22 protein-coding genes and 2 pseudogenes are annotated in these 24,405 nt (G+C 58.7%); 14 read left to right on the forward strand and 10 right to left on the reverse strand.

What is annotated here, in order from left to right:
- Positions 1 to 6 precede the first annotated feature (6 nt).
- The 5 genes from nodU to RFM41_RS31230 are packed head-to-tail and all read right to left on the reverse strand — an operon-like array spanning position 7 to position 4,997.
- A complete protein-coding gene (nodU, locus tag RFM41_RS31210; protein WP_320229383.1) occupies positions 7 to 1,719 on the reverse strand; it encodes a nodulation protein NodU in 1,713 nt (570 codons plus the stop codon).
- A 14-nt stretch (positions 1,720 to 1,733) separates the two neighbouring features.
- Positions 1,734 to 2,387 carry a nodulation methyltransferase NodS gene (gene nodS, locus RFM41_RS31215; RefSeq protein WP_320229384.1) on the reverse strand — a complete coding sequence of 218 codons (654 nt, stop codon included), beginning with the start codon at positions 2,385 to 2,387 and terminating at the stop codon, positions 1,734 to 1,736.
- Between the two features lie 3 nt (positions 2,388 to 2,390).
- On the reverse strand, positions 2,391 to 3,734 hold the full coding sequence (gene nodC, locus RFM41_RS31220) for a chitooligosaccharide synthase NodC (RefSeq protein ID WP_320229385.1): 1,344 nt from the start codon (positions 3,732 to 3,734) through the stop codon (positions 2,391 to 2,393).
- 16 nt (positions 3,735 to 3,750) lie between these two features.
- On the reverse strand, positions 3,751 to 4,410 hold the full coding sequence (nodB, locus tag RFM41_RS31225; protein WP_320229386.1) for a chitooligosaccharide deacetylase NodB: 660 nt from the start codon (positions 4,408 to 4,410) through the stop codon (positions 3,751 to 3,753).
- Complete coding sequence (locus RFM41_RS31230; RefSeq protein ID WP_320216521.1) at positions 4,407 to 4,997, reverse strand: NodA family N-acyltransferase; 591 nt, start codon at positions 4,995 to 4,997, stop codon at positions 4,407 to 4,409. The genes nodB (RFM41_RS31225) and RFM41_RS31230 overlap by 4 nt, the downstream gene beginning before the upstream one ends.
- Before the next feature lie 415 nt (positions 4,998 to 5,412).
- On the opposite strand from RFM41_RS31230, the gene RFM41_RS31235 reads away from it, so the two are divergent.
- From RFM41_RS31235 to RFM41_RS31275, 10 genes and pseudogenes are all read left to right on the forward strand, one after another.
- On the forward strand, positions 5,413 to 5,640 hold the full coding sequence (locus RFM41_RS31235; protein WP_320253115.1) for a hypothetical protein: 228 nt from the start codon (positions 5,413 to 5,415) through the stop codon (positions 5,638 to 5,640).
- 438 nt (positions 5,641 to 6,078) lie between these two features.
- Positions 6,079 to 6,243: pseudogene (locus RFM41_RS34285) on the forward strand (hypothetical protein); the annotation flags it as partial.
- 15 nt (positions 6,244 to 6,258) lie between these two features.
- A complete protein-coding gene (nodB, locus tag RFM41_RS31240) occupies positions 6,259 to 6,918 on the forward strand; it encodes a chitooligosaccharide deacetylase NodB (RefSeq protein ID WP_320229387.1) in 660 nt (219 codons plus the stop codon).
- 77 nt (positions 6,919 to 6,995) lie between these two features.
- Positions 6,996 to 7,868, forward strand: coding sequence for an ISAs1 family transposase (locus RFM41_RS31245; RefSeq protein WP_320229388.1), 873 nt, complete (start codon positions 6,996 to 6,998; stop codon positions 7,866 to 7,868).
- A 236-nt stretch (positions 7,869 to 8,104) separates the two neighbouring features.
- Positions 8,105 to 9,016, forward strand: a complete 912-nt coding sequence (locus RFM41_RS31250; RefSeq protein WP_320229389.1) for a LysR family transcriptional regulator — start codon at positions 8,105 to 8,107, stop codon at positions 9,014 to 9,016.
- 720 nt (positions 9,017 to 9,736) lie between these two features.
- Positions 9,737 to 9,985, forward strand: coding sequence for an acyl carrier protein (locus RFM41_RS31255; RefSeq protein WP_320216525.1), 249 nt, complete (start codon positions 9,737 to 9,739; stop codon positions 9,983 to 9,985).
- 2 nt (positions 9,986 to 9,987) lie between these two features.
- The gene (locus RFM41_RS31260) at positions 9,988 to 11,196 is read left to right on the forward strand and encodes a beta-ketoacyl-[acyl-carrier-protein] synthase family protein (protein WP_320229390.1); all 1,209 of its coding nucleotides are present in this window, start codon (positions 9,988 to 9,990) and stop codon (positions 11,194 to 11,196) included.
- Between the two features lie 620 nt (positions 11,197 to 11,816).
- Complete coding sequence (locus tag RFM41_RS31265) at positions 11,817 to 11,981, forward strand: hypothetical protein (RefSeq protein WP_320253123.1); 165 nt, start codon at positions 11,817 to 11,819, stop codon at positions 11,979 to 11,981.
- Between the two features lie 276 nt (positions 11,982 to 12,257).
- A complete protein-coding gene (locus tag RFM41_RS31270) occupies positions 12,258 to 13,991 on the forward strand; it encodes a type I secretion system permease/ATPase (RefSeq protein WP_320229403.1) in 1,734 nt (577 codons plus the stop codon).
- A gap of 34 nt (positions 13,992 to 14,025) precedes the next feature.
- The gene (locus RFM41_RS31275; protein ID WP_320229391.1) at positions 14,026 to 15,339 is read left to right on the forward strand and encodes an HlyD family type I secretion periplasmic adaptor subunit; all 1,314 of its coding nucleotides are present in this window, start codon (positions 14,026 to 14,028) and stop codon (positions 15,337 to 15,339) included.
- On the opposite strand, the pseudogene RFM41_RS31280 reads toward RFM41_RS31275, so the two are convergent.
- Positions 15,314 to 15,494, reverse strand: a pseudogene (locus RFM41_RS31280) (cold-shock protein). The gene RFM41_RS31275 and the pseudogene RFM41_RS31280 overlap by 26 nt on opposite strands.
- A gap of 503 nt (positions 15,495 to 15,997) precedes the next feature.
- On the opposite strand from RFM41_RS31280, the gene RFM41_RS31290 reads away from it, so the two are divergent.
- The 3 genes from RFM41_RS31290 to RFM41_RS31300 all read left to right on the forward strand — a co-directional run bounded on the left by RFM41_RS31290 (position 15,998) and on the right by RFM41_RS31300 (position 18,198).
- On the forward strand, positions 15,998 to 16,405 hold the full coding sequence (locus RFM41_RS31290; protein ID WP_320229393.1) for a Ros/MucR family transcriptional regulator: 408 nt from the start codon (positions 15,998 to 16,000) through the stop codon (positions 16,403 to 16,405).
- 219 nt (positions 16,406 to 16,624) lie between these two features.
- A complete protein-coding gene (gene alr, locus RFM41_RS31295; protein ID WP_320229394.1) occupies positions 16,625 to 17,791 on the forward strand; it encodes an alanine racemase in 1,167 nt (388 codons plus the stop codon).
- A 161-nt stretch (positions 17,792 to 17,952) separates the two neighbouring features.
- On the forward strand, positions 17,953 to 18,198 hold the full coding sequence (locus RFM41_RS31300; RefSeq protein WP_320265573.1) for a hypothetical protein: 246 nt from the start codon (positions 17,953 to 17,955) through the stop codon (positions 18,196 to 18,198).
- Positions 18,199 to 18,525: 327 nt separating this feature from the next.
- Here the strand turns inward: RFM41_RS31300 and RFM41_RS31305 are convergent, their stop codons facing one another.
- The 4 genes from RFM41_RS31305 to RFM41_RS31320 form a co-directional block, all read right to left on the reverse strand.
- Entirely contained in the window at positions 18,526 to 19,905 is a 1,380-nt protein-coding gene (locus tag RFM41_RS31305; RefSeq protein ID WP_430691587.1) for a M16 family metallopeptidase, read from the reverse strand.
- Positions 19,905 to 21,275 (reverse strand): M16 family metallopeptidase, encoded by a 1,371-nt coding sequence (locus RFM41_RS31310; RefSeq protein ID WP_430691586.1) that lies wholly within the window; start codon positions 21,273 to 21,275, stop codon positions 19,905 to 19,907. Before RFM41_RS31310 ends, RFM41_RS31305 begins: the two co-directional genes overlap by 1 nt.
- Before the next feature lie 1,058 nt (positions 21,276 to 22,333).
- Positions 22,334 to 22,594, reverse strand: coding sequence for a cold-shock protein (locus RFM41_RS31315; protein WP_320229396.1), 261 nt, complete (start codon positions 22,592 to 22,594; stop codon positions 22,334 to 22,336).
- Positions 22,595 to 22,599: 5 nt separating this feature from the next.
- On the reverse strand, positions 22,600 to 22,779 hold the full coding sequence (locus RFM41_RS31320; RefSeq protein WP_320229397.1) for a cold-shock protein: 180 nt from the start codon (positions 22,777 to 22,779) through the stop codon (positions 22,600 to 22,602).
- Positions 22,780 to 23,421: 642 nt separating this feature from the next.
- Between RFM41_RS31320 and RFM41_RS31325 the strand changes: the two genes are divergently transcribed.
- Positions 23,422 to 23,556, forward strand: a complete 135-nt coding sequence (locus RFM41_RS31325; protein WP_320229398.1) for a hypothetical protein — start codon at positions 23,422 to 23,424, stop codon at positions 23,554 to 23,556.
- Positions 23,557 to 24,405: the final 849 nt, after the last annotated feature.

The raw sequence follows: 24,405 nt of genomic DNA on the forward strand, positions 1-24,405 counted from the left end.
GCGCACTCAAACCAGCGTAAGGGCGCCGTCGACCGGCGATAGTTCAGTTTCGGGAATTTTGGTCAACAGCACACCATCGGACCATATGTGTTCAATTTTTCCCCAGCCGCAGGCTGCGGCGGCACCCGGAAAGAACCCACGTCCATGGTGGTTGGCACTCGTATTGCAAAGCAGCGGAATGCCCGTGAGTTTTTCATATTCGATGAGTAGCTCGGCCACCTTGTGCTCAGAGGTTCTGGAAATGGTCTGCAGTCGCGCAGAACCGTCGAGATGCACGACAGCGGGGACTTTGTCCCGCCATTCCGCCCGTGTCTGATGGTCGAACAACATGTAAGGATCCGGCGTTCCTGGGCTGAATATTTCCGGCGCGCGGTCCTCAAGGCAGATCGGCGCCACGGGGCGGAAGTGTTCGCGAAGTTTGACGTCGTTGAGATAATCCTTCATTTCGGGCGAAGTCGCGGCCGCGAGAATGCTTCTGCCACCCAGTGCCCGTGGTCCGAGCTCGGCGCGCCCTGTAAGGAAAATGACGGGCTTATTGCTGGCGAGAATGGAAGCGAGTTTTCGCATGCTGCACGGTTCGGAGTTCCATCCCGAAGGCAGTTGGCCATCTAGCAGGGCCGGGCCGCTGTAAACCGACCAATCCAGAGGAACGAAGCCATCTTGCACAACCATTGCGCTGCAAGCGGCACCGATTGCCGAGCCGCTGTCATTCGGAAATGGCGGCACCCAGACAGCATCGAAGAGACCCGCCTCGCGTAAGGCACTGTTCCATTTAATATTGAGACCGCAGCCGCCGGCGATGCACAAATTTCGCGCCCCGGAAAGATGTGCGTGCCGCTCCACAGCGGTCGCCGTTTCGCTGACAAGGAGACGCTCGAGAAAAAGATGAAAGGATGCAAGCACATCTTCGGGTGCCTGATCCCCCAGTCGGAGCGCACTGGCTTCGAAGAAGTCATGCACGCGCGCAAGCAAGGGCTCCGCGCTGTTGATATCCGCACGGTAATGCCTGGCTAGCTCTGTGTCGCCCGCAAAGCGCTCCTGGTAGAGTTCCTGAAACACTGCCACGATGTCTTCATCGACCGACCCGAGTGCGATGTAGGCCATCAGCTTGCCGGCAACACCTAGATCCCAGTCGCCGCGACCCGCCCGCTTATAAGGCCCGAAGTGATGGCCCGCAGCTGCGTAAACATGGCCTATCACTGGGAATAGGCATTCTAGGAACCGGGCGCCGCGGCGTTCTACATAATAGAGGCGTGGAAAGATGCACCCGTCCCAGATTAAGCAGAATGCGGGCTGTCCGGTTTTGGCGAAAGGGCTAGTGCAGTACGCCGAGGTCACATGGCCGGTAACATGCGGGTAGCTTCTATAAGAGAAAAGCCGGCCACCGAGCATCAGGCCGGAGCCGTCGAGCGAAGTGAGGAGGCCCTCGGCATGGCGTTCGACGTAGGGCGCCCCTTTGAGAGTGATCGGACCCGCCCCGCTAAGGACCTGGAACTGCGACTCCAAATCACCGTCCCAGCCGTCGATAACGAACTGATCTACGTCCCGCGGATCCAGACCGTGCTCCGCCAAGGCGGAGACAACTGACTCCAGATGGTCGATGGCTTGATATCGTCGGTTATTGTCCCGCTTCTCCTGTTCAAGGCAAAAGACGAGTTGTCCGTCCTCGACAAGGGCGACCGCCCCGTCATGCGTCAGCTTGATACCACAAATGCGCATAATACTTTCCTCGTCTAACGCAGGCAATTCGACAGATCCGGAGGCCGAACCGGACTCCGAAAACGGGCGAGCAAGCAGTCTTGGTTGGGGGTTTCACCCTGGCACTGCAGATGATCGACAGCGATCAACGTCTCGTTCAGCATTGCCATGACAGTCTCGGCACCAGCGGCGTGACCCCAGCGCCGGCAAGTGGCATCACGCGCCGATCCGAATACCAGGTGCCCCCCTGGCGCAAGCATCCGCGCAAGGTTGCGGATGGCAGCGCGCATCTCGGCTATGCCGTTGAGGTAATAAAGAACCTCCGCCACGACGATCAGATCGAACGGCTCCTCAGTCGAGAACTGTTGAACATCGGAGACTACCCAGGTGATGTGCGGTAGCTCCTTCATCCGTCTGCGCGTTCGATCAATCGCGCGCGGCACGACATCGATTACTGTAAGCCGTTGGCAATGGGGCGCTAGCCTTTCCGTGAACGCGCCTGCCGCACACCCGACTTCAAGTGCATTTGTGATGGATCCATGCAAAAGCGACAGCCGCAGCATTTGCGTGTGACGCTCCCGCTCGAACGAATTGGCATCGAGCAGCCACGGATCGTCGGCGGCCAATTCCCGATCCAACAATCGATGATTATTGTCCAACTTCAAAATTCGTCTACCTCGATTACGCAACCATCACTCATCGGAAGTCACCAGCACCGAACAGTCCCGCGCAAGATGGCGCATACGATTCGGCACCGCATCTTCCGACAATTTTGTAGTGCTTGATTCAGTGGTCAGGTTCTGGACGGGAGCCTGTTTCCCATCATTGACTGCCACGGTGGCAGCGAAGCTGCGCGACAGCCAATCGCTGTTGCTCAACGTACACAACGCATAGGCTTTCAGGGGGAGCAAGAGAAAGACGTTGATGAATGTGTGGACAGCGAAGCCTATAAATCGAAGTTGGCGAGCACGAAGCGCCACCACGCTGCAGCGAACGATGGTCATGAATACAATCATCAGGATTGTCCACCATGGCACGGTGCCCATCAGTGCGAACTGCACGAGGCCTGTTAGCACCGATACGGCGAGTAGTAGCGGCCCGAGATTCTGTCCCACCACGTCCAATGTTAGAAAGCGGTTGAGGCCCGGTAGCAGATTCAGTGCAAGCCAGGTGTCCCGGAAAGTGCTGCGTGCCCACCGGAGTTGTTGGCGCAGATAAGGCCCTAGGCTATCTGGAACGACTGTTGCCGCGATGGCGTCCGGGATGTACTCAGTTCGAAGGCCTGCTTTCAGCATTAGGATCGTAAGATGGCGATCTTCACCGAAGTCGCTTGGCTTTCCCCGAAATGTTTGGGTCTCATACTGATCCAGCAGCAAAAGGAGTGCGGATCGACGGTACATGGCACACGGGCCGCAGCAGCACATTACGGCGCCGAAGCGAGCCTGCGCTGCGCGTTCCTCGTTGCAAGCCAGCCAGTATTCCATATCGATCAACCGGGTCAGCCAAGTGTCGCTCCGGTTGCTGGCTGTCAACTGACCCATGGCTGCGCCGATCCCGGGATCTTGCATCTTCAGCGCAAGCTTTGTGACGACATCGGACGCTAGCATCGTGTCCGAGTCGACATTGAGCACCAAATCTCCAGATGATCGGCGTATCGCGGCGATCTGTGCCTTGCGCTTTCCGGCATTTTTGGGGAGCAGAATGAAGTTGAAGTTCGGGTGGCCCGCGAAGCTCTGGTGAACGGGCGCAACGGCGTCCCGGTTTCCAGAACCGTCATCAACTACATAGACTTGCAGTCTTCCGGCGTAGTCCTGGTTTGCAATCGACGTGAGGCACTCGAAGAGTGTGCGGGGGTCCTCGTTGTAGCAAGGAATGATGACGTCCACGCTCGGCCAAAGATCGGGACTGGCTAGGTTGTCCGAGACCAATGAAACGCTTGCCGTGCCGGCATAAGCGGCTTGCATGCTCTTATATGTGGTCGAGAGCAGCGCATAACACGAGATGGTGACAGTGCTGACTGTGCCAAGAAGGTCCATGAGATCTTTGGTTCGTTTAGTGTTGTTGGGGAAGCGAGCGCATTACAAAGCCGCGGTCGTGCAATGCTGGAATTATGCGCGAGAGGGCCAGGATGGTTTGGCTTCGCAAGCCGGCGTCACTGCCCGGCTTCATCTCGCTAGGAGGGCACCCGTCGTGCAAGAGCACGATTGCGCCCGGCCGGACGGAGGCCAGCACTGCATCGACGATTGCATTGACACCGGGACTAGACCAGTCTTGCGGATCTGCCGACCAGTGGACAGCCGACAGCCCAATACTGGCCGCAGAGGCGATCACTTGTTCGGTCCAGATGCCATAAGGAGCGCGCATGTACCGCACCGAGGCTCCAGGGCAGGCCGCTTTGATGGCTCTGTTCGCCTCGAAGATCTCACGCTGCACTACGCCGGGTTCGCATTCGGACAGATCAGGGTGGGTCATCGTATGGTTAGCAACCTCGTGCCCTTCCGTGATCATTCGTTGGATTAGTGCTGGCTGGTCTGCCGCGTACGCGCCAATGACGAAGAAAGTCGCCGACACACGGTGTTGCGCCAGCACGTCGAGCACCTTCGGTGTGCAAAACGGATGAGGGCCGTCGTCAAACGTCAAATAAACGCTAGGTTGGCCGGCACCGTTAGCGCACTCGCTGTACACTTCGGACAAGCAGTCGAGGTGGCTCAAAGCTCTGCTCCGTTCCGATCAATCATCTCGCCGGCGGGCCAATCGGTTATCGGACGCCCAACTGGCAAGACAACGACGAGTGCGTCGTCTATGCGCGTGGGCGGTTTGTCGAGAAGCGCGTCTCTAAGGGTGGAGCGCACGCGAACGCCCGACTTGACGACCAGCAGACCGCCTCGCCCCAATCTTGCAACGTGTTTATGCAACGCTGGCCGAACCGTGCCGAAGCCGAATGGAACCGCGAGTTCCTGCAACACGGGAAGCACGACGCGGAATGAACTGCTGATTCCGAGCCCCTCGAGATCCCGACGAATCCCGTACAATCCGAGTTCAGCCACTAGCAGATCAGCCCCATCGATTTTGATGAATCGACGCAGTATGCCCATGTGTGCCGCAATACCGCTCGAGTCATACGCGATCGCACGGAACTCAGGTCTAGCTCCGGCCCAACTTCGGCTGCCTTCGAACGGCTTGGCATTGAAGGCGCCGGTCGGTCCGTAGGTCCTTCGAAAGAATTCGGCGAGTTCGATATGGTCGGAAAGTTGCAACTCGTTTTCCCAGCACAGCTTCCACCGCACCTGAGAGCGCATACAAAGACTCCTTTTTTGATACTTCCCGAGGGCACGCATCACGCGTTCGACGCCGCGTGATCTGGTGCGAGTTCAGACGCTGCCGTCGGAGATCGCGATACTAGCCAATTGAACTGGCAGAACCTCGTACGACTGGGTTCCAGCGCTGATGGGATCTCTCAAACTTGCCGTCCTTCCTGAGCCAAACCCTTCATTTCGGGTTCCTAATGCAGCACCGCCATCGATTGGTAAAATCGATTGTTTGGATGGTTGATATTCGATCGGTGGATGTTAGGATCTATGCGTTCCAAGGGTCCTGACCGCTCATGATCGGCTGGCCGAAGTTGGTGCTGTGCGCCGTCGCGGTCAGGTTCCCCCGCAGCCAATAGGACTGCGCGCGAAGAGCAGATTTGATCGAGACCGCGTTGAACCGGCGGTGGAAATCGACACGCTCAGCCCCGCCACCGAGGGCATGGCCACGATGCCGATGGCACTGTGCGTTGTGCTCGCGAATCCATGCCTCGCCCGCCGAAAATGCGACAGGAGGCTTCCAGTGCCGGGGCCGCAGGAGCGCCCGTTGTGGTCCCATGAGGAGGCGGAACACGAGTTCCTGCTCTCCGTGACACGCCGTGACCTGGGTTTTGCCGGGGTGGTCGAGCACTGAGCGGTTATGCGGTGGAAGCTAGACTAAGACTTCTCAACCGATCCGCGTCTCTGCCGTGAAAGGCACCGGGTCGACCCGCTATCGCGCAAGCCCAGGAGCGCGCAAGAATAGTGAGCCGCCGATGTTTACGCTCGCGCCGGAATACGTCTCGGAGAACTGCCGACCGCCGTGCGAGGCGAGGTTTACTGGACCCCGGGCGTGGTATCAATACGGATGGGATTTATCCAATCAATCAATTTGACTGATTTGCTTGAGTCCTGCATTCATGATCGGACATCAACGCAAATTGAGCGAGGTACAAACCGGAGCCTGGGAAAAAAGCGGCTCTTAAGAGTCCTTGCCAAATCACATCAACACTGACATGTACCAGATTGCTTTGCCATTTCACTAAGTTTGGCGCCTTCGACCCACTTGTGACCGAAGTATAATCGCACCCCCATGCAGGCACGCCTGGAACAAGATGGCGCTCAATTCGACGTCGGGGTCAACCCTTCACAATGCGCTACCCGATTTGCCCCAAAGCGCACGGAAAACGCAGCTGTCGCTGTTACACCGGTTGAATGTTCAACGTCCGATTGGCCGGCCGGAGCGACAATCGACCGGAACGGACCAGAGCCAATGATACATTCCGACTGGTTATGGGACCTGCGCAGTGAGTGCGACGACTGCATCGGCCGCCGCAGTATATATTTGACTTTTGACGACGGTCCTCACCCGCTTTGTACACCGCAGATCTTGAATCTGCTCGCGGAACATCGGGTCCCGGCGACGTTCTTCGTCATTGGCGCCTATGCCTTGGGCCAGCCGGAGCTAATTCAAAGAATGGTCGCGGAAGGGCACGAGGTAGGCAACCACACGATGACTCATCCGGACCTGTCTAGATGCGGGTTCGACGAGGTGCAGCGTGAAATATTTGACGCTAATGCGGCTATTATGATGGCTTGCCCTCAAGCGTCAGTTCGGCACTTGCGCGCGCCATACGGGAACTGGACCGAAGAGGTCTTTGCCGCGTCCGCCATCGCTGAACTGGCAGCTATCAAATGGTCGGTTGATCCGCGCGACTGGTCTCGCCCCGGGGTGGACACGATCGTCGATGCGGTCCTGGAATCGGCCAAGCCCGGGGCAATCGTCCGCTTGCATGACGGGTTTCCTCCCGACGAGTTGCTAGCCGTATCTGGTGCAGGTCTGCGCGATCAGACCGTCACGGCGGTATCCCGTCTAATCCCAGCTTTACTTGAGCGCGGATTTCAAATCCGCTCGCTTCCGCATTTTGATTGAAACGCACCGCTGGCTAACTCCGCGCTTTGACCGCTGCTATCTACGAGGGCATTTGCGGCGGATGGCCGACCATCCTCATGAACCGCATCAATCCTGCGCTGTTTGTCGATGCGTTCACCGCTTGGATGCGCCAGACATCGCCGGACAAGCCCGACTTCGTGGCCACCTCGCGCCGCAGCCATGACCGCAGTGCCGACAAGGCTCCGCTGCATCTAGTCTCCGCCTTCGCCGCGACGTCTCGGCTGGTGCCCGGCCAGGGGGCGGTGCCCGACAAGAGCGGCGAGACCACCGCACTTGCGGCACATCTGGAGCGTCTGGGCGCAAATGACGGCCTCAAGGGAGCGATCGTCTCCATCGATGCCATCGCTACCAACGCAACGATCGCCACGGCAATCCGCAATGTCGGCGCCGACTATCTGCTCGCCATCAATGCTAACCAGCCCACCTTGTGCGCTGAGGTCGAAGCCTGCTTTGCTGATGCACCTGCCGCTGAACTCGACCGCGTCACCGACATCGAGGAACGGCGCGTCACCGTCTCTTGCGAGGCCGACTGGCTGGCGGGCTCGCGCCGCTTTCCCGACGAACTGCGCTTGCCCGAGGCCAAAACCATCATCCGCGTGAAAAACCGCACCGAACTTAAGGATCGCTGCCGCCACGACCAGATACTTCATGTCTTTAGCACGGCTCGGCGCCGAGCAGGCCGCCTCGGCCGTGCGTGGTGGTCACTGGCTGATCGAGAACGCCCTGCACTGGACCCTCGACGTCGTCTTCAACGACGATCAATCGCGGCTCCGAAAGGCCATGGCGCACACAACAGCGCCGTCGTTCGCCACTTCGCCCTCAATCTGGTCAGAGCCCTCTCCGACAAGCGATCCATCAAGCGTCGACGAAAAGTCGCCGGATGGAACCCCGACTATCTCGCCTCAATCATCGGAGAACTCGCTCGTTAACCTGGATTCAAAGCCCTTTGCTCAAAGACGTGCCGTCCCGATCCTGACGCGGCCGCTGGGGCGCAGGACTCTTGCAGCACATCTCGGGCCAGAGCTAATGAGCTCCCGGGCGGTCGGCTGCTTCATTTTGCCTCCCCGATTTGCATATAAAGACACTTTTCAAATGTGGTGTCTCGTGACATTGGTGAAATCTATTGCTCGGATGAAATGCATCCATGCGCTAGATTGGAATTGAAATGCGGTTTAAAGGCCTTGATCTGAATCTCCTCGTCGCGCTCGACGCTTTGATGATTGAGCGTAACCTCACAGCGGCGGCTCGCAGTATCCACCTTAGCCAACCAGCCATGAGCGCGGCTGTCGCCCGGCTGCGCGGCTATTTTGGTGATGAGCTTTTTACAATGAAAGGCCGTGAACTCATCCCGACACCGCGAGCCGAGGCGCTCGCCTCGCCGGTCCGCGAGGCGCTGCTGCATATACAGCTCTCGGTTATTTCCTGGGAGGAATTTAATCCGCGGAAATCCGATCGCTGTTTTAGGGTCATCCTTTCCGATTACATGACGATCGTTTTCTTTCAGGGGGTCATTGACCGTGTTGCGCGAGAAGCCCCTTTCGTCAGCTTCGAACTCCTGCCTCTCGCTGACGATATGGAAGAAATTTTCCGGCGCGGTGACGCCGATTTTCTGATACTCCCTGAAATGTTCCTGTTAAGCGGGCATCCAAAAGCGAAGCTTTTCGACGATACACTCGCCTGTGTGGGCTGTCGGACAAACAAGGAACTGTCGAGAAAGCTCACGTTCGAAAAATATATGTCAATGGGTCACGTAATGGCCAGATTTGGACGTTCGCTCAAGCCATCCATTGACGAGTGGTTTTTGATCGAGCATGGCCTCAAGAGGCGGGCCGAGGTGGTCGTGCAGGGGTTCAGCATGATCCCTCTGATGCTACCGGGCACCAGTCGCATTGGGACCATGCCCTTGAGGCTGGTTGAGCATTTCGCAAAAACACTACCGCTGCGCGTCGTCGAACTTCCGCTCTCGTTGCCGGTGTTCACTCTGGCGATGCAGTGGCCTGCGCTTCAGAATGGCGATCCGGCAAGCATCTGGATGCGGAAGATTTTGTTGGAGGAGGCATCTCGCCTGGTGCCATAGCCGAAGGCTGCGGTATGATTTGCACAACTTTGGATCTGCTCAGCGTTTCGGCGGTGTGCTTTGCGGCGAGTGGCCGCCTGTCATCTCCGCCAGGAGGCGCAACTGGACACTCCGGTTCCCTGCCCGGCGCGGGCCGCAGATCAGTACGAGCCAGCCGTTTCGCTGGCGTAAGAGCCCTCCCGCCGAATGGAGCCAGTCCTGCTGCCGTTGCTGCCTGTGAGGCCAGCGACGAGCAGATCGGGGAACTGCCGTCGGCACGCCTGCCGGCGCGGGATGGCCGGAATCGAGATCGAGCTGGTTGGTCGCTGTGCATTCGGGTCGACCGCGACGTCGATAAGGGTACGTTGAGCCGGGTGCAAAGGCGGCTCAAGCGAAAGCGCAATATGACTGCGTGTACCCGGATCGACTAGCGATGCTATTTCCGGCGTCCTGAAATTCTAGCACATCACTATGTACAGGAAAAATGCGATTTGTGAACGACGCCCTTCAAAATGAGTATTCCGGTGATGCTGGGCGGCTATTCCAACCCGACGCCGGTCGCAAACAAATAGTTCGGAGTCCGCCTCTGGGCTATAGGCACACCATCCATTGCTTGAATGATTCTTATCCAAAATATCAATTTCCCCAATAGCGCGAAATTTTGCATCACAACAATGCTGATCGGTGAATCTTTCGCGTCACCGAGATTCATGGTCGGCCGCCAGACGGGAGGTGAAAGGCATGACTAACCAGCTTACGGCCGAAATCCTGGCGGAGATCTGCAAGCACGCTGAACCGGATGGGAATCCGATCACTCTTGAGACGAAGCTGACTGATTTGGGCATCCATCCGCTGGAAATGGCGGACATCCTGTTTGATCTTGAGACGAAATACGGGATCCAGATCGAAACGGACATTACTGAGGCCTGGAGCGATTTGCAGAACGTGGGCAGCGTGGTCGAAGCCGTCCGTGCGCTTAATGAGCACTGACAATGAACAAGCGCGTTGTTATCACCGGCATAGGCGGGATTTGTGGGCTCGGCAGCTGTGCTGCCGATATTTGGGCCGCCATGTGCGACGGCCGTTCAGCAATCGGCGTGTTGAGCGGTCCCTCGCTGCACGACATCACCGCGCGCACGGGATGCGCCATCCGCAATCTTCCTCAGCATGAGATCGAGCGTAAGCAAGTTCTTTCGATGGATCGGTTCAGCGTGCTTGCAGTGCTTGCCGCTCGCGAAGCAGTCCAGCAAGCAGGGCTGACCGCGTCTGACAAAAACCGCTATCGCCTGGGTGCGACGGTCGGTGTGGGCGTCTGCGGATGGGAGGCGATTGAGCAAGATTACCGGGCTATGTTGCTCCACGGCAGAAAGAGGACCGGGGCCTTCACCGCGCCCAAGGTCATGCCGGGCGCCGCTGCTGGACATGTCAGCATGGACCTTGGACTGCGCGGTCCCGTCTACGGCATCACTTCGGCTTGTTCCTCCTCTAACCATGCCATTGCCTCCGCCGTCGACCAGATTAGGTGGGGCCGCGCTGATGTGATGGTGGCAGGTGGCGCCGATGCGCCATTGGTTTGGGGAGTAGTGAAATCGTGGGAGGCTATGCGAGTGCTATCGCCCGACACTTGCCGGCCTTTTTCCGCGAACAGGCAGGGCGCTGTTCTCGGCGAAGGCGCAGGCATGATAGTCTTGGAAAGTTACGACCATGCCCGCGCTAGAGGCGCTGAAATATTGGCGGAATTGGCCGGTGCGGGCCTTTCAGCCGACGCTTTCGACATCGCGGCACAGACCATTGAGGGTCCCGAGGCGGCGATCCGCGCTTGTCTAGCCGACGCGGGTCTGGTCCCGGAGGAGGTCGATTACCTGAACGCTCACGGCACCGGCACTAAGCCAAACGATCAGATCGAGACCGCAGCAATCAAGCGAGCGTTCGGCGACCACGCCTATCGAATGTCGGTATCCTCGACCAAATCGATGCATGCCCACTGCCTCGGGGCCTCGGGTGCACTGGAGCTGATCGCCTGCGTGATGGCAATTCGGCATGGGATCGTACCGCCTACCGCCAACTATGACGAACCAGATCCAGATTGCGATCTAGACGTTACCCCCAACGTGGCGCGGGAGCGGAAAGTCAAGGTGACGCTTTCCAATAGTTTTGCGTTCGCGGGCACCAATGCGGTGTTGGCTATCAAGGCGGCGTGATTGTTTGGATCAGTGACGATATTGGTTGCGGCCAATCGTGAAGTGAGTCGTCGTCGCTGCCTTGATCTTGGAGCAAACCAGGAACTCTCGGCAGCGGTCAAGAAATAGCCCTGGAGAGCAGATCCGGGAAAAGTGCTTTGTGCTTCCTGGATTGCGAATGGGCTTATCAGCTCAGGCAACTCGGTCGGGTGTCCGCATGGATGCCCGGCCGATTTCTTGCGCGGTATCGATAAACGACGCCTCGCGCAGGAATCATGAAAGTGCAAACAAGTGGGTATTGCTAAGTGACGTAGTCCAGGGCTGAAAGCGGGCGGCTGCTTTCGGGGCAAAGCTCATCACAAGCTGCCGTTCCGTTGTGTCCCACGGGGCAGCGGGGCGTAGAGCCAATCCAGCTTCGAGGGTGTGATGCGGCGCGCTACCCGGAGGACATCCAGAGAGTGAATGCATTCTATCCAATCAATCGATTTTACAAATTCGTGCAGCGACACAAGAGTGCTATGAAATCAATCGTGAGGAGTATATGCGGTGGCAACGCCTATCGAAGCTGGGCCCGCAGCCAATACCCCGTACGGCAGTAGCGGTGACGACTTAATCTTAGATTTCTCCAAGGTAATACTCGGATCGACGGCCGTGCTGGCAAAGACTCCATCTCGGCCGATGGGGGCGTCGACCGAGCCTTCGGCGGCGCGGACAACGACAAAGTCTTCGGTGGAGAGGGCTTAATTATCATTTCGGCGACGGTCGAAATGAACTTCGCATGGAGCATGACGACCGAGCGCTGTTAACAGTGTAGCAGACATTGAGGCGCCGCATCTGACTGGGTCCGACTTCACCTTCGTCTCCTCCAAGACGCCAGGACTAAGCATTCCCGCGCTGAGCAGTCGCCGTGTGTCAGGAGTTGGTGTCGCCGGTGACGTAGGCCGGTTTTGCGGGCCCAAAAAGTGGCAGATCCCAGCCCCGACGGTGCTTATGAACGAAGGCCTTTCCTAGGGGGTCCCTTCTTGAAAATTTCAGCGAACAAAGAGCAGTCCCCCTCGAGGCCTTTCGCCCTAACGGCCACCATTTGGGCAATTTTCTCAATCAGTGGCGTGATCAACTTGCTTGCGCTGACTTCGCCACTGTTCATGCTGCAGGTGTATGACCGCGTTCTGGCGAGCGGCAGCGTACCGACGTTGCTGGGGCTCGTCGTGCTTACTGTGGGACTTTATGCATTCCAATCCCTGCTCGACATTCTGCGCGCACGCGTACTGCTGCGGATCGGCGAGCGTTTCGACGGGGAGTTTTCCGGACGCGTTCATGAGGCAATTGTTCGCCTGCCCCTTTTAACACGCAGACCGGGCGACGGCTTGCAGCCGCTTCGCGACCTCGACAATATTCGCGGGTTTCTAGCCGGAAACGGCCCCACGGCGTTCTTCGATCTCCCATGGATGCCGCTTTATCTCGGCATTTGCTTCCTTTTTCACTTCTGGATTGGCATGACGGCGCTTGTCGGGGTGGTCGTCCTGGTTTCCCTAACGGCTCTAACAAACGCATGCTCCCGACGGGCCACACGCGATGCCATCAACCACAACATGGTCCGCAACGGCCTACTGGAAGCAGCGCGCCGCAATGCCGAAATCATAGAGGCTCTCGGCCTCAGAAGCCAGATCGCGTCCCGATGGCACAAGGTGAATACCAAATATCTTGCTGCCAATCGCAAAGCCGGAGATGTGGCAGCTGGGCTAGGCGGGATTTCAAAGTCGCTACGCATGATGCTGCAATCGGCGATCCTCGCCGTTGCCGCCTACCTCGTGATCGCACGTGAAGCTACCGCTGGGGTGATGATTGCCAGCTCTATTATGATGGGCCGTGCCTTGGCTCCAGTCGATTTGGCGATTTCAAGCTGGAAAACTTTGTTTCTGGCGCGCCAGAGTTGGGCACGGCTGAAGGACCTCATGGCCAAGATGCCTCAAACCGCTCCAGTCATGCCATTGCCCGCACCTGAACGCGAACTGCGCGTCGAAGGCGTGATGATCGTTCCACCCGGCGAGAAGAAACCGACTGTGGCGGGCCTTGCGTTTGCCGTTCGAGCGGGAAGCGCACTCGGGGTCATCGGTCCATCGGGTTCTGGCAAGTCAACTCTCGCACGCGCCATCGTCGGCGCCTGGGGGCCGTCCGCCGGAAAGGTTTGCATCGACGGCGCGGGCCTCGATCAATGGAACCGAGAAGCACTGGGCCGCCATCTCGGTTATTTGCCTCAGGGCGTTGAATTGTTTGACGGAACCATCGGCGAAAACATCTCTCGTTTTGACGACAATCCTGATTCTGAGGCTATCGTGGCTGCGGCAAAAGCAGCGGGCGCACACGAACTGATCCTCAGATTTGAACATGGCTATGAAACTCAGATCGGTGAAGCTGGCTCGGCACTTTCCGCCGGGCAGCGTCAGCGTATCGGTCTTGCCCGTGCTCTTTATCGCGATCCCTTCCTAGTCGTGTTTGATGAACCCAATGCCAACCTCGATGCGGAAGGCGAGGTCGCCGTGGTCGAGGCGATCAATTCCGTTCGTGAGCGCAACGGCATTGCCGTTGTCGTCGCACATCGCCCCAGCGCCATCGCGGCCGTCGATTGCATATTGATGCTCGAAGGTGGGCGACAGAGAGCCTTCGGTCCGCGTGATGAAGTGCTTTCCACTGTCTTGCAGAGAGCAGCGACGACGCCACGAGCTGAATCCAAGGATGTGTCTGCGATCGATGTTGGGAAGACGTCTGCTCAGGGGATTGCCCAGTCTGCGTCCAAGGGCGCTGTGTCCACATAAAAAGACCTAGGGCTACCCTGATTCGAGGATTGCGATGTCCGAAATTGACACGAAAGCCGACGCTTCCCGTTCTATTCGCCGAAACTTACTGACAGCACTTTTTTTGAGCGTCGCCGTTCTCGGAGGGGCGGGAGCCTGGGCTTCAGTGACGAATCTGTCTGGTGCGGTTGTCGCGCCCGGACACTTTGTCGTCGATTCATACATTAAAAAAGTGCAGCACCCGACCGGTGGGGTGGTGAAAGAAATCCTCGTGCGTGAGGGCGATAGAGTCAAGACAGGCGACGTTATCATGCGACTTGATGCCACTCAGCCACGCGCCAATCTAGCCATCATCATTAAGCGACTCGATGAGTTGGCGTCTCGGCTAACACGGCTCGAAGCCGAGCGTGACGATCTGGCAGAGATCGTCTTGCCGGAATGGCTGCTCAAGCGCCGAGATATTCCATCGGCTGCCTCCGCGATACTCGGTGAGCGGAAGTTATTCGAATTTCGCAGGCAATCCCGCGAAGGAAAAAAGTCGCAGCTGGCCGAGCGGATCACGCAATACAAGCATGAGATCGAGGGCCTCAAAGCGCAGCAGATTGCATATGAGAAAGGTATTGACATTCTCGGACATGAAATTGCTGTTTTGAGTAGGCTGCGCGAACAAGGCATTGTCTCGGACCAACGCTTAAACAGCCTCAAGTCGCAGGTTGCCACCTTAAGCGGTCAACGTGGTGAAACGGTCGCGAACCAGGCACAGACGGCGGCCCGTATTGCCGAAACTCGTCTGCAAATCCTGCAGATTGATCAAGATCTCAAGGCGGAAGTCGGCAGGGAACTCGCACAGGTCCAGGCCCAAGTGGAGGAATTCCTAGAACGCAAGGTAGCTGCTGAGGATGAGCTTCGGCGAATCGATATCGTCGCGCCGCACTCAGGAATCATCCAACAGCTTGCTGTCCATACGGTTGGTGGCGTGATCAGACCCGCCGATCCGATCATGCTGATTGTTCCTGATGGCGACGATCTTCTGCTGGAAGTACAGATCTCTCCGAAGGACATCGACCAGATACGCCTTGGTCAACAAGCCGTGTTGCGGATGTCGGCCTTCAACTTGAGAACCACACCTGAGTTGAACGGGTATGTAAGCTGGATAGCGGCCGATCTGACGACGAATGAAAAAAACGGCACTTCTTACTACCTGGTGCGCCTGTCAGTTCCGCGTGTTGAACTGACGAAGATCAAGGATCTGACACTGATCCCAGGCATGCCGGCCGAAGCTATGATCCAGGCGGGCCAGCGGACAGCGCTTTCCTATTTTCTCAAGCCACTGTCTGACCAGATCAATCGCGCATTCCGCGAAGAATAGTGCGGCGGTCCTGCTCGATCTCATAGTTGATCTTCTGGCCATCAATGAGGCTCTTTAGGCCTGCGCCGACAGCGGAAATGTGAACAAACACGTCATGGCCGCCGCTATCAGGTTGGATAAATCCCAATCCCTTGGTGCCGTTGGAACCACTTCACGGGTACGTTCCCGTTTAACTCCTGGGCCCGGCTTACGACCGGGCCTCCTTTTATGCAGGCCCAGTTTCGACCGGTTCGAACGGATGGCCTTCAGGATCGCGTAGGCAGCGTGCGCGTCGAGCGCGATATCCAACAGGCCTTCCGTGGTGTGAATCGAGAGAATGCCAATCACGTGGAATCCTTGACTGTCGAAGTGTGAAATTCGCTCGGCACGAAAGGCATGCCTTCTTCGTCTGGCGCATCGCTCACCTGTGTCCACAGCGCCGACAATCGCGCAACCCGACACCATGATCAAGCGGACCTAGAGGTCGGATAAACTTCATGGCCTTGTTGAGCCCGCGAGGGCGGCGATAGTCCCGCGATTCCGGGACCTGTCGGTGGCAAAAAGCCTCCGTGGACTTTCAACTTGACCCCGTTACCCGCGGACTTCGTTGCGTTCACGCCACGCCACCATTAAAAACGAGAGCTTCGGCGACATTGCTTCAGGCAAGGAGTGCACCGCGATGGAAGAAACCGACGACAACACCAGCGCCCTTATCGAGCTGACCGCCGAGGTGGTCTCAGCCTATGTCTCGAACAATCCAGTCCCGGTCGGAGATCTCCCGGCCCTGATCGATCGAGTGCATGGAGCGTTGAAGAGCGCCGGCGGCGACGCGGCGGAAAAGCCGGAAGCTCTCACGCCAGCGGTGCCCATCAGGAAGTCCGTCACGCCGGACTACATCATCAGCTTGGAGGACGGGAAGAAGTTCAAGTCGCTGAAGCGGCATCTTTCCGTTCACTATGGCCTGACGCCGGACGAATACCGCGCCAAATGGGGCCTGCCGGCTGACTATCCGATGGTGGCCCCGAACTACGCCGCCGCCCGTTCTTCGCTTGCCAAGTCAATGGGACTTGGCCGCAAGGCTACCTGACAAGCAAAAGCGGCGCTCGCTAAGAGAGGCCCGCAAGCTCCCTGAGGGCATGCGGGCTTGCCAACACTGATGGCCTTGCCCTCTGATGGTTAAATTGCCTCCTTGAGGGTGGAATGCTCCCGAACGCGGTTAGGAACCCACCTATCACCAACACTTGGACGGTATCGGAAAACTTGATAAATCGACGGTTCTCGGGATTGTTTTCATTGTTTTTTTGTCATGCAGCTTGACTATCAGACACTGACAAATTGCGGTCCACCCGCCGCCTCTGACCCCCACCGCACGCCGCTGCGCGGCAGCTGGTACGAGATCGACCTAGACGCGATCAGGCACAATTATCGCCAGCTTCGCGCACACCTGCCCGCGGCAGTACGGATTTTCGCGTGCCTGAAGCGCAACGGTTATGGGTGCGGCGCCGGACCGGTGGCTTCAGCTCTGGCTGCAGAGGGGGTTGACGGCTTCGGCGTCGCTGCGCTGCCGGATGCGGTCGCGATAAGGCATATGGGAGTCGAGCTTCCAATCCTGCTCTATCCAGGACCTCTGCCGTCATCGGCCGACATCATCGAACGGCTCGGGCTTACAGTCACGATCTCCAGCCTCGAGGAACTGGAACGCTGGCGTGCCGCAATGGACAGCACGCGGGTCTTTGTAAAGGTTGATCTTGGCTTTTACAGGTCGGGGGCAGCGCCGTCGGCTGTCAGCGCATTGCTCGCGGCCGGCCATGCTTATGACGATGTCGATGTCGAAGGGCTTTATGCGCATCTCAGCGAACTGCCTTCGGAGACGCCCTTCCATGTAAGCGAACAGCGCTCCCGTTTGCAGCAGATTCTTCAATCGGCCAATGCTTCTGGGACACGACCTCCCATTGCGATGGTGGCGAGCACGGTGGGTGTGCTTCGATACCCTGAGATGGATTTCGATGCTGTCGATCCCGGCGCCTTGTTCATTGGTGTCTCCGACACGGATCACTCCACCCGGCCTGTCGCCCTGCGGCCGGCTCTTAAAGCCATTTCGAGCTCTCTGGTTTCAATCAAGCGGACCGACTCCTCGCTCGGGACGGCGCCGAGCCTGCCTGGCTACCAGCAAGGAATGGTCGTCGGAGTGCTCGGTATCGGTTGGGGAGACGGGCTGCCACGTCAGCTCCCGCCCGGCGCTGAGGCACTGGTGAGAGGCCGGCGTGCGCCTCTGCTGCCGCCGGTTCATTTAGAACATCTCCGTATCGACCTCACGGACATCCCCGATGCTTGTTTCGGCGATCAGGTGCTCTTGCTCGGGCAGCAGGGAGACCAGACCATCACACAGCATGAGGTCGCCACCTGGTGGGGCACCGACATCGTCGGGCTGTATGCTCAGCTCCGGGACCACGTTCCACGCGTCTATGTCTGAGATTCATAAGAGCACAACAATCGAGAGCGGTTGATTCCAGAGCAACGCATCCACTCCCGCCGACCAACTCTCCTTGCACACCGCGACGTCGCGCGGCTCACTGCGGCGTCGCGCGATCGTGGGTATCCAAAAAAGCGGCCTAGGAGTCGTCCCTGCCGGAATTGACAATCAATTCGGCGCTGAAGCTCATCGACCAAATGGGGCCGAAGGCAGGCCTGGATGCGTATTCCGACGAAGCCGGCCATCGATTCCGATTTGAAGCCGGCCAGTCATTCCGATTTCATTCCGGCCGCCGTTCCGATTTGAAAGCGGCCAGTTTCGGTCTGATCCTGGGTCGCGTTAATGCGGCCGTGCTGGAAGAACGCCGACGCCATAATGGGATGCCATCATGCCGTAGCTGCGATTGATCTCGGGATCGTAGAAGCTGGCGCGGCTGGCCGGGGAGGAATCAGCGCGCTCAGAATCTCAAAGTCAGTCAATGCTGGCGCGGCAAGCCGACGCCGGGACGGCTGTGCCTCGGTTCCTAGCAATGGGAAGTGGCCGATCTACGATGTTGAGGCGTCAGCTTAGACGCCCCAGCTCGATTTATCATTGCGGGCCGCGCGGATCGCGTGCGCCCGCATTTTTTGTCGTAGGCATACGCCGCAGCAAGAGGGCGGCATTAGCGCCAGGAGGCAGGTGATGCAAGCTGAAGCGATGCCTTGCTAACCAGCAAGGAAGCTGCCGCTCATCCTTTAATATCGGTTGAGCGGCGGCCCGACGATCATGACGGTCGGATCAGCCGACAGAAGCTTCCTCGCCTCCGTGCTGACATCCTCCAGAGTCACCGCGTCGATCAGCGCGGCTCGGCGCTTGATATAGTCAATGCCCAGATTGCCGCGCTGCAGCCTGACCAGTGTCGCCGCAATCGAATCCGAAGACTTGAGGTACTTAATCGCAAACGAGCCGATCAGGTATTTCTTGGTCGTCGCGAGCTCCTCCTCGGTCGGCCCGTTCTTAGCCATCTCCTTCACCACCTTGCGCACGATCGAAAGCGTCTCGGCGGCCCGATCGGAGCGCGTCGCGGTCGTCACCAGCAGCGCGTTGGAATGCTCATGATCGACGAGCTTCGAGCTGACGCCATAGGCAAGGCCGCGCTTCTCGCGCACCTCCTCGAAGAGACGTGAGGTGAAGGTCGAGCCGCCGAGGATCTCATTCAGCAGCGCGGCAGCGAAGAAATCTGGCGCGTTCAGTTTCACGCCGGGCCAGGCAAGCTGCAGCGAGGTCTGCGGCAGGTCATAATTGATCTCGAGCTGCTGGCCGAGCTTGGGTTTGACGTCGGCCACGGGAGCCAGCGTCTGCTTGTCCGGCAGGTCGCCAAACACCTCGTCCAGCTTGCCGCTCAGCGTCGCGGCGTCGATATCGCCCACCACCGCCACATGCAGGCCGCTGCGGGCGAAAGTCGCCTTGCGGAAGGCCTTGAGGTCGTCAGCGGTGATGGTGGCGAGGCTCTCCTTGGTGCCCTGGTACGGCCGCGCATAGGGATGCCCGCCATAGATCGCGCGCAGCCAGCGCTGCTGCGCCACCGTGTGGGGGTCGCGCTCGTTGGCGAGGATGCCGGAGAGCACCTGGGCGCGGATGCGATCGATCGGCGCCTGGTCGAAGCGCGGGCTGTTCACCGCCAGCTTCAGCAGGCCGAACGCCTCGTCCATCTGGTCGGACAGCATGCGCATCGAGCCATAGGTGCCGTCGCGCGCCGCCTCAAAACTCATCTCGGCGCCGGCATCGTCGAGCTTCAGCTGGAAGGCATCGCTGTCGAGGTCGCCGGCGCCTTCGTCGAACAGGCCGGTCATCAGATTGACCAGACCGTCCTTGCCGGCGGGATCCTGCGCGCTGCCGCCGTCGAAGACAAAGCGGATGGCGGCCAGCGGGATCGAATGGTCTTCCACCAGCCAGGCGGTGATGCCCTTCTTCGACTTCACCTCCTGGATGTTCATCTCGGCGCGCGCGTCAAGCGCCGGCAGCGACAGGAAGAACAGGGCAATGCACAGAGTGGCGATGGCGCGCGCCACCTTTTCTTCTCCCCTTGCGGGGGAAAGAACGCTGCTCATCCGTTCAAGGACCAGGCTCATCATCAGTTCCCCGCCTGTTGCTGCGGCAGAAGATAGCCGGTGGTCGAGTGGTCGAGCACGAGGTAGCGGGCGGCAACCGCCTTGACCTCTGCGGCTGTCACTTTGCGGATGCGGTCGGGCCATTCCTGCACATCCTTCACATTGCCGCCGGTGGCGAGCGTCGAGCCGTACATCTTGGCCATTTCGTCCTGCTTGTCGCGGGTGAAGATCATCGAACGAACAAAGCGGGTCTTGGCCCGCTCCAGCTCGTCTTCGGTCACGCCGTCCTTGACGACGCGGGCGATCTCGGCATCGATGGCCGCCTCGACATCGGCAAGCCTGGCGTCGCCGCGCGGCGCGCCATAAACGGTGAAGTTGGTGGCATCGAGCATGGTGCCCTGGAAGTAGGCGGCCGCGTCAGAGGCGATCCCCTGCTTGACGACGAGCTCCTGGTAAAGCCGGCTGTGGTTGTCGCCGCCCAGGATCTCGGCCAGCAGGTCGAGCGCCTCCGCTTCGCCGGGCTTGGCCGTGTGATAGGACGGCACCACCCATTGCGTGGAAAAGCTCGGCACCGAAACCCGCGCGTCGGCGAGCGTCACCGTGCGCTTGGTGTTCTGCTCGGGTTCGACCGGACGGATGCGCGGCGGCAGATCCGGTCCACGCGCGATCTTGCCGTAGGTCCTTTCGGCCATCGCCTTCACGGCGTCGGGATCGACATCGCCCACCACCACCAGCACCGCGTTATTTGGGTGGTAGTAGGCGTCGTAAAACGCCTTCGCGTCCTCTCGGTTGAGCTGTTGTATTTCCTGCATCCAGCCGACCACCGAGATGCGATAAGGCTGATTCTGCCAGAGCGTCGCATCAAGCTCCTCTGTGAGCACCGCCTGCGGATTATTTTCAATGCGCGAGCGGCGCTCCTCGAGAACCACGTCGCGCTCGGTCTTGATGACGTCGTCGGTGAGGACGAGGTTGCGCATGCGGTCGGCCTCAAAACCCATCATCTGCTCGAGCGCCGAGGACGGCACTGTCTCGTGGAAAGCGGTGAAGTCGTAGTAGGTAAAGGCATTCTTGGAGCCGCCGATCTCGGACACCGCACGATCGAGCTCGCCGGCGGCGTGATTGGCGGTCGCCTTGAACATCAGATGCTCGAAAAAATGCGCGATGCCGGAGTTGCCGGGCGGCTCGTCGGCGCTGCCGATTTTGTACCAGATCATGTGGGTGACGACCGGGGCGCGATGGTCAGGAATGACGACCACTTCCATGCCATTGTGGAGTAGGAAATCGGATGGCGACTCTTCGCCGGCCATTGGCGACCTGATCCCGGTGAAGGCTAAGATGGTTATCAGCAGGGTCTTGGAAACCCAGCCGCCGGGGTTTGCAGCGAATATGGTCATGAATCTGTTCTGCTCCTTGGTGCGCTACACGTTCGACAGATCGGGTAAGCATGGAACGTGCCAAGCAGAAACGACTTCCAGAGCAACGCTTCCGCACGCAAACTGACCTGTCCATTGTCGGACATTGTCGGATACCACTCCCCGGCCTTGGCCGATGCGATTGCACGGCAGCGATGGTTCGGCACGGATTGCTGTTCACGCTGCCGAACCGGGGCCAGCATAGCTGGTGCGGTATCGCTCATGTATTTGGCCGGCGGTAGCGGACACGGTCCCCCCACCCCTTCTGCAGCATCAGTTGGGCTAAATCAGCGTGTCAGCCTCGAAGGCGAGAGCACCACCAAGCGGGTGCTCCCTCCGAACCGGAGCTGCTCTGGCAGTGCTTCCAGATAGCCGGCCAGCGATACTCCTGTGTCTCGGTGAATGGGGGTAAGTTCCTCGCAGCTGCGCCATGCGAAGCAATCTGCGCGCCATGTAATTTGCCTGCCCAACCGAACGCAGACCAAGAACGCCCAGGCCCTGCGCAATGTTCAAAGTCGCCGCTTTTACCACGTACTCGACGTGAAGTTTGGGTCCGATACCTTGTGTTCAAGTTGGCCGGACGGCGCCCAGTAAGCTCCACATATCGGCAGTTTAGGCGCTGAACAGTATCCTAGCTGGTAGCCATTTCCTCTGCACGTGGAGGGCGCCGATAGGGACAACCGCATCTTGGATCCATTTCTCCCACCTCCCAAGCCAGTTCCTCTGCGCGACGCAATTATCAGACCAACAACAAAATACTGGGCACCGTGATGGCTACGCGAGAGCCTCAATTGTTCAGCGAATAATTATTCCTGGCGCAACTGAGGTGTTGACAATTTCGCACATGCGAAAAGATTTTGTGCATTGCGATGAGCTCTTCGGCCTGTAAGGTCCCGGTGTCGGCATTGCACGTCCATGAAGTGCATGCCGGCGTGAATTCAGCGCTGTCCCTTCGTGCGCTGTTTTCGATGCGAGCCCGCTGTCGCCTTCCGGCAGCGGGCTCCTTACCAAGAATAAGAATCGGCTGCCCGAGCGATGAGCTATGCGAGCCGAATGCGCTCCAGACCTCTTTTGCCTGCCGCGCATTCGGCGAATACTTTTTGACCTTCAACCTGCGCAGCGAGCCCAGACCGCGTCAGCGCGGAGGCGTGAACGAAGATATCCTTCTCGCCGCTTTCAGGTGCAATGAAGCCCAAGCCCCTTTCAGGATTGTAAAACTTAACGGTGCCTGAGACCCCCGACTGGGGGCCCAGTCCAACACTGGATCGGTCCGCTACACGCTGAGGAGTTGATGCTTTCATGACCTCTACAATTTTGCGCCACCTGACGGCCCTTTGGCCGTTCCTCTAGGATAACTTTGAGATGCGCGCCCTCTGAGACACTGCGGCCATCCGGCCGCCTCCACCACCCGCATATGAAGATATGCGTCAGCGCCGTCGGCGAGTGCAACGAAGCCGAAACCTTTGCTGGCATTGAACCACTTCACCTCGGCGTGACGCAGTTCGAGGTGCCGGCTGACTGCCGCTGAAAATAACTGGGCTCCGGGTGCAGTTCTGAAAAAAAGGGCTCGTCGTCATATCGATCGCGACGTGACTTGCGACGGTCTTTGTGTTTGCTCATGATTGTCTCGGCTTGCATGGCGATCGGCACTGCCCGTCAGTCAATTTGTCGGGAAGTGGCCGACTGGCATGACAGCTGAAATTCGCTCTTCGTGCCGGATCTATTCTCCTGGCTAGTTCGCACAGCCTACGGCCGTGGGGGACCTGAGCCGCCGGAAGTGCAGCTAACGTTACGGCTTTTCCTGGCTGACGGGACCCCTCATTAGGGTGGCAAAGACGGTTTTATCAGGTGGTCACCCGCATTGAACCCGATGCAAGGCGGTAAATTGATTTCTGCGACTTCGGCCCTCTCTCTACTGAATCAAGTGCATTGCACAAGCCGGAAGCTAATCGCCTTTGATTGGATGCGGACCTGAGAACATGATCGAGTGCGTCGTTGTATCGCGCCATGGCATCGCTTCTAGCCCGGATAATGCATGGGGGTTGGCGGATGTGGTGCAAGCCGTTGAAATGACGTAGGATTTGGTTGCTTACGCCGATCCTCGCCATTCCCGGAGACCACACCCGCCATGAACGATCCTACGCTGCCGCTGAGCGGTTTGTCATCTGTTGTCGACGACGGTCGAAAACCGCTGATAAACGATGACACGCGAGCTGAAGCGCTGGAGAGAGCAAAGGCGGTCGCCCGCGCGCTCTTCAACTAGCGCTGTAGCGGGCGACCGCCTTTGCGGGGCGGTGCTGATCATCTGAGGTTGAGAAGGGGATAGACGCGGGGCACGTCTCCAGTCGCCCTGAGGCGGCTTTCGACTTACCCCGCCATGCGCCTGCCTTGTGGTAGATCTGCGGGTAATCAGCGCCGCAGAAACAATCCGGCGCAACACCGATCTCAACTGGCAAGTCCAGGCTCGGTGTCACGCTCCACTGACGGTGCGCGACCTGCATTATCGCATTGTCAGCGCATTCCGTCGACCTTTTCCCCGAACTCCCAGCGGCGCTCCGAAAGGACCGTCGCGGATGTTCACGGGCCGCTTCTTTCTGTGCGGCCGCTGCCGTTCGCAGGTAACGATCTGCCGCAGTTGCGACCGCGGACAGCGCTACTGCGGGGAGGTCTGCGCCCGTGCTGCCCGTCACGACTGGCGCAGAAGCTGAAGCAGATAAGTGGGCAGGCGACAGGCTTCTTGCTCCCCAAGGACGCCCCGAAATAAAGTGGATCCGCACAGAAGTGCAAGTCCGAGAGCTTGCACGCAGGCTCTCAGCCCTGCGATCGTGGCAAGAAGAATCAGACACGAGCGGAAAACTATCGGCTGATGACCGATCTCCTAGGCAGGCCCCTAAATCAAATCTGGAACTGAAACTCATTACATTGGAAGCTTGACCTCTTCGTGGGAGGTTTAGCGATGGCGCACAGCGGCTCCGGGATCAGGCTGGGATTCCACAACACGTCGGTCGGTATATCGCTTTTTGACCAGCAGAGGCCGACATCAGCCCCGCAGTCGGTTTTGCAGTGCCTGCCGATCAACGGCAAGATAGTCGAGGTGCAGCCTGGCTGGCTG

The sequence above is a fragment of the Mesorhizobium vachelliae genome (assembly GCF_033977325.1).
Classification (GTDB): Bacteria; Pseudomonadota; Alphaproteobacteria; order Rhizobiales; family Rhizobiaceae; genus Mesorhizobium; species Mesorhizobium vachelliae.

Coding starts and splice junctions, on each gene's coding strand:
- nodU (WP_320229383.1), bottom strand. CDS start 1,719: ATGCGCATTTGTGGTATCAAGCTGACGCATGACGGGGCGGTCGCCCTT.
- nodC (WP_320229385.1), bottom strand. CDS start 3,734: ATGGACCTTCTTGGCACAGTCAGCACTGTCACCATCTCGTGTTATGCG.
- RFM41_RS31230 (WP_320216521.1), bottom strand. CDS start 4,997: ATGCGCTCTCAGGTGCGGTGGAAGCTGTGCTGGGAAAACGAGTTGCAA.
- nodB (WP_320229387.1), top strand. CDS start 6,259: ATGATACATTCCGACTGGTTATGGGACCTGCGCAGTGAGTGCGACGAC.
- RFM41_RS31245 (WP_320229388.1), top strand. CDS start 6,996: ATGAACCGCATCAATCCTGCGCTGTTTGTCGATGCGTTCACCGCTTGG.
- RFM41_RS31250 (WP_320229389.1), top strand. CDS start 8,105: ATGCGGTTTAAAGGCCTTGATCTGAATCTCCTCGTCGCGCTCGACGCT.
- RFM41_RS31255 (WP_320216525.1), top strand. CDS start 9,737: ATGACTAACCAGCTTACGGCCGAAATCCTGGCGGAGATCTGCAAGCAC.
- RFM41_RS31260 (WP_320229390.1), top strand. CDS start 9,988: ATGAACAAGCGCGTTGTTATCACCGGCATAGGCGGGATTTGTGGGCTC.
- RFM41_RS31275 (WP_320229391.1), top strand. CDS start 14,026: ATGTCCGAAATTGACACGAAAGCCGACGCTTCCCGTTCTATTCGCCGA.
- RFM41_RS31290 (WP_320229393.1), top strand. CDS start 15,998: ATGGAAGAAACCGACGACAACACCAGCGCCCTTATCGAGCTGACCGCC.
- alr (WP_320229394.1), top strand. CDS start 16,625: ATGCAGCTTGACTATCAGACACTGACAAATTGCGGTCCACCCGCCGCC.
- RFM41_RS31305 (WP_430691587.1), bottom strand. CDS start 19,905: ATGATGAGCCTGGTCCTTGAACGGATGAGCAGCGTTCTTTCCCCCGCA.
- RFM41_RS31310 (WP_430691586.1), bottom strand. CDS start 21,275: ATGACCATATTCGCTGCAAACCCCGGCGGCTGGGTTTCCAAGACCCTG.
- RFM41_RS31315 (WP_320229396.1), bottom strand. CDS start 22,594: ATGAAAGCATCAACTCCTCAGCGTGTAGCGGACCGATCCAGTGTTGGA.
- RFM41_RS31325 (WP_320229398.1), top strand. CDS start 23,422: ATGAACGATCCTACGCTGCCGCTGAGCGGTTTGTCATCTGTTGTCGAC.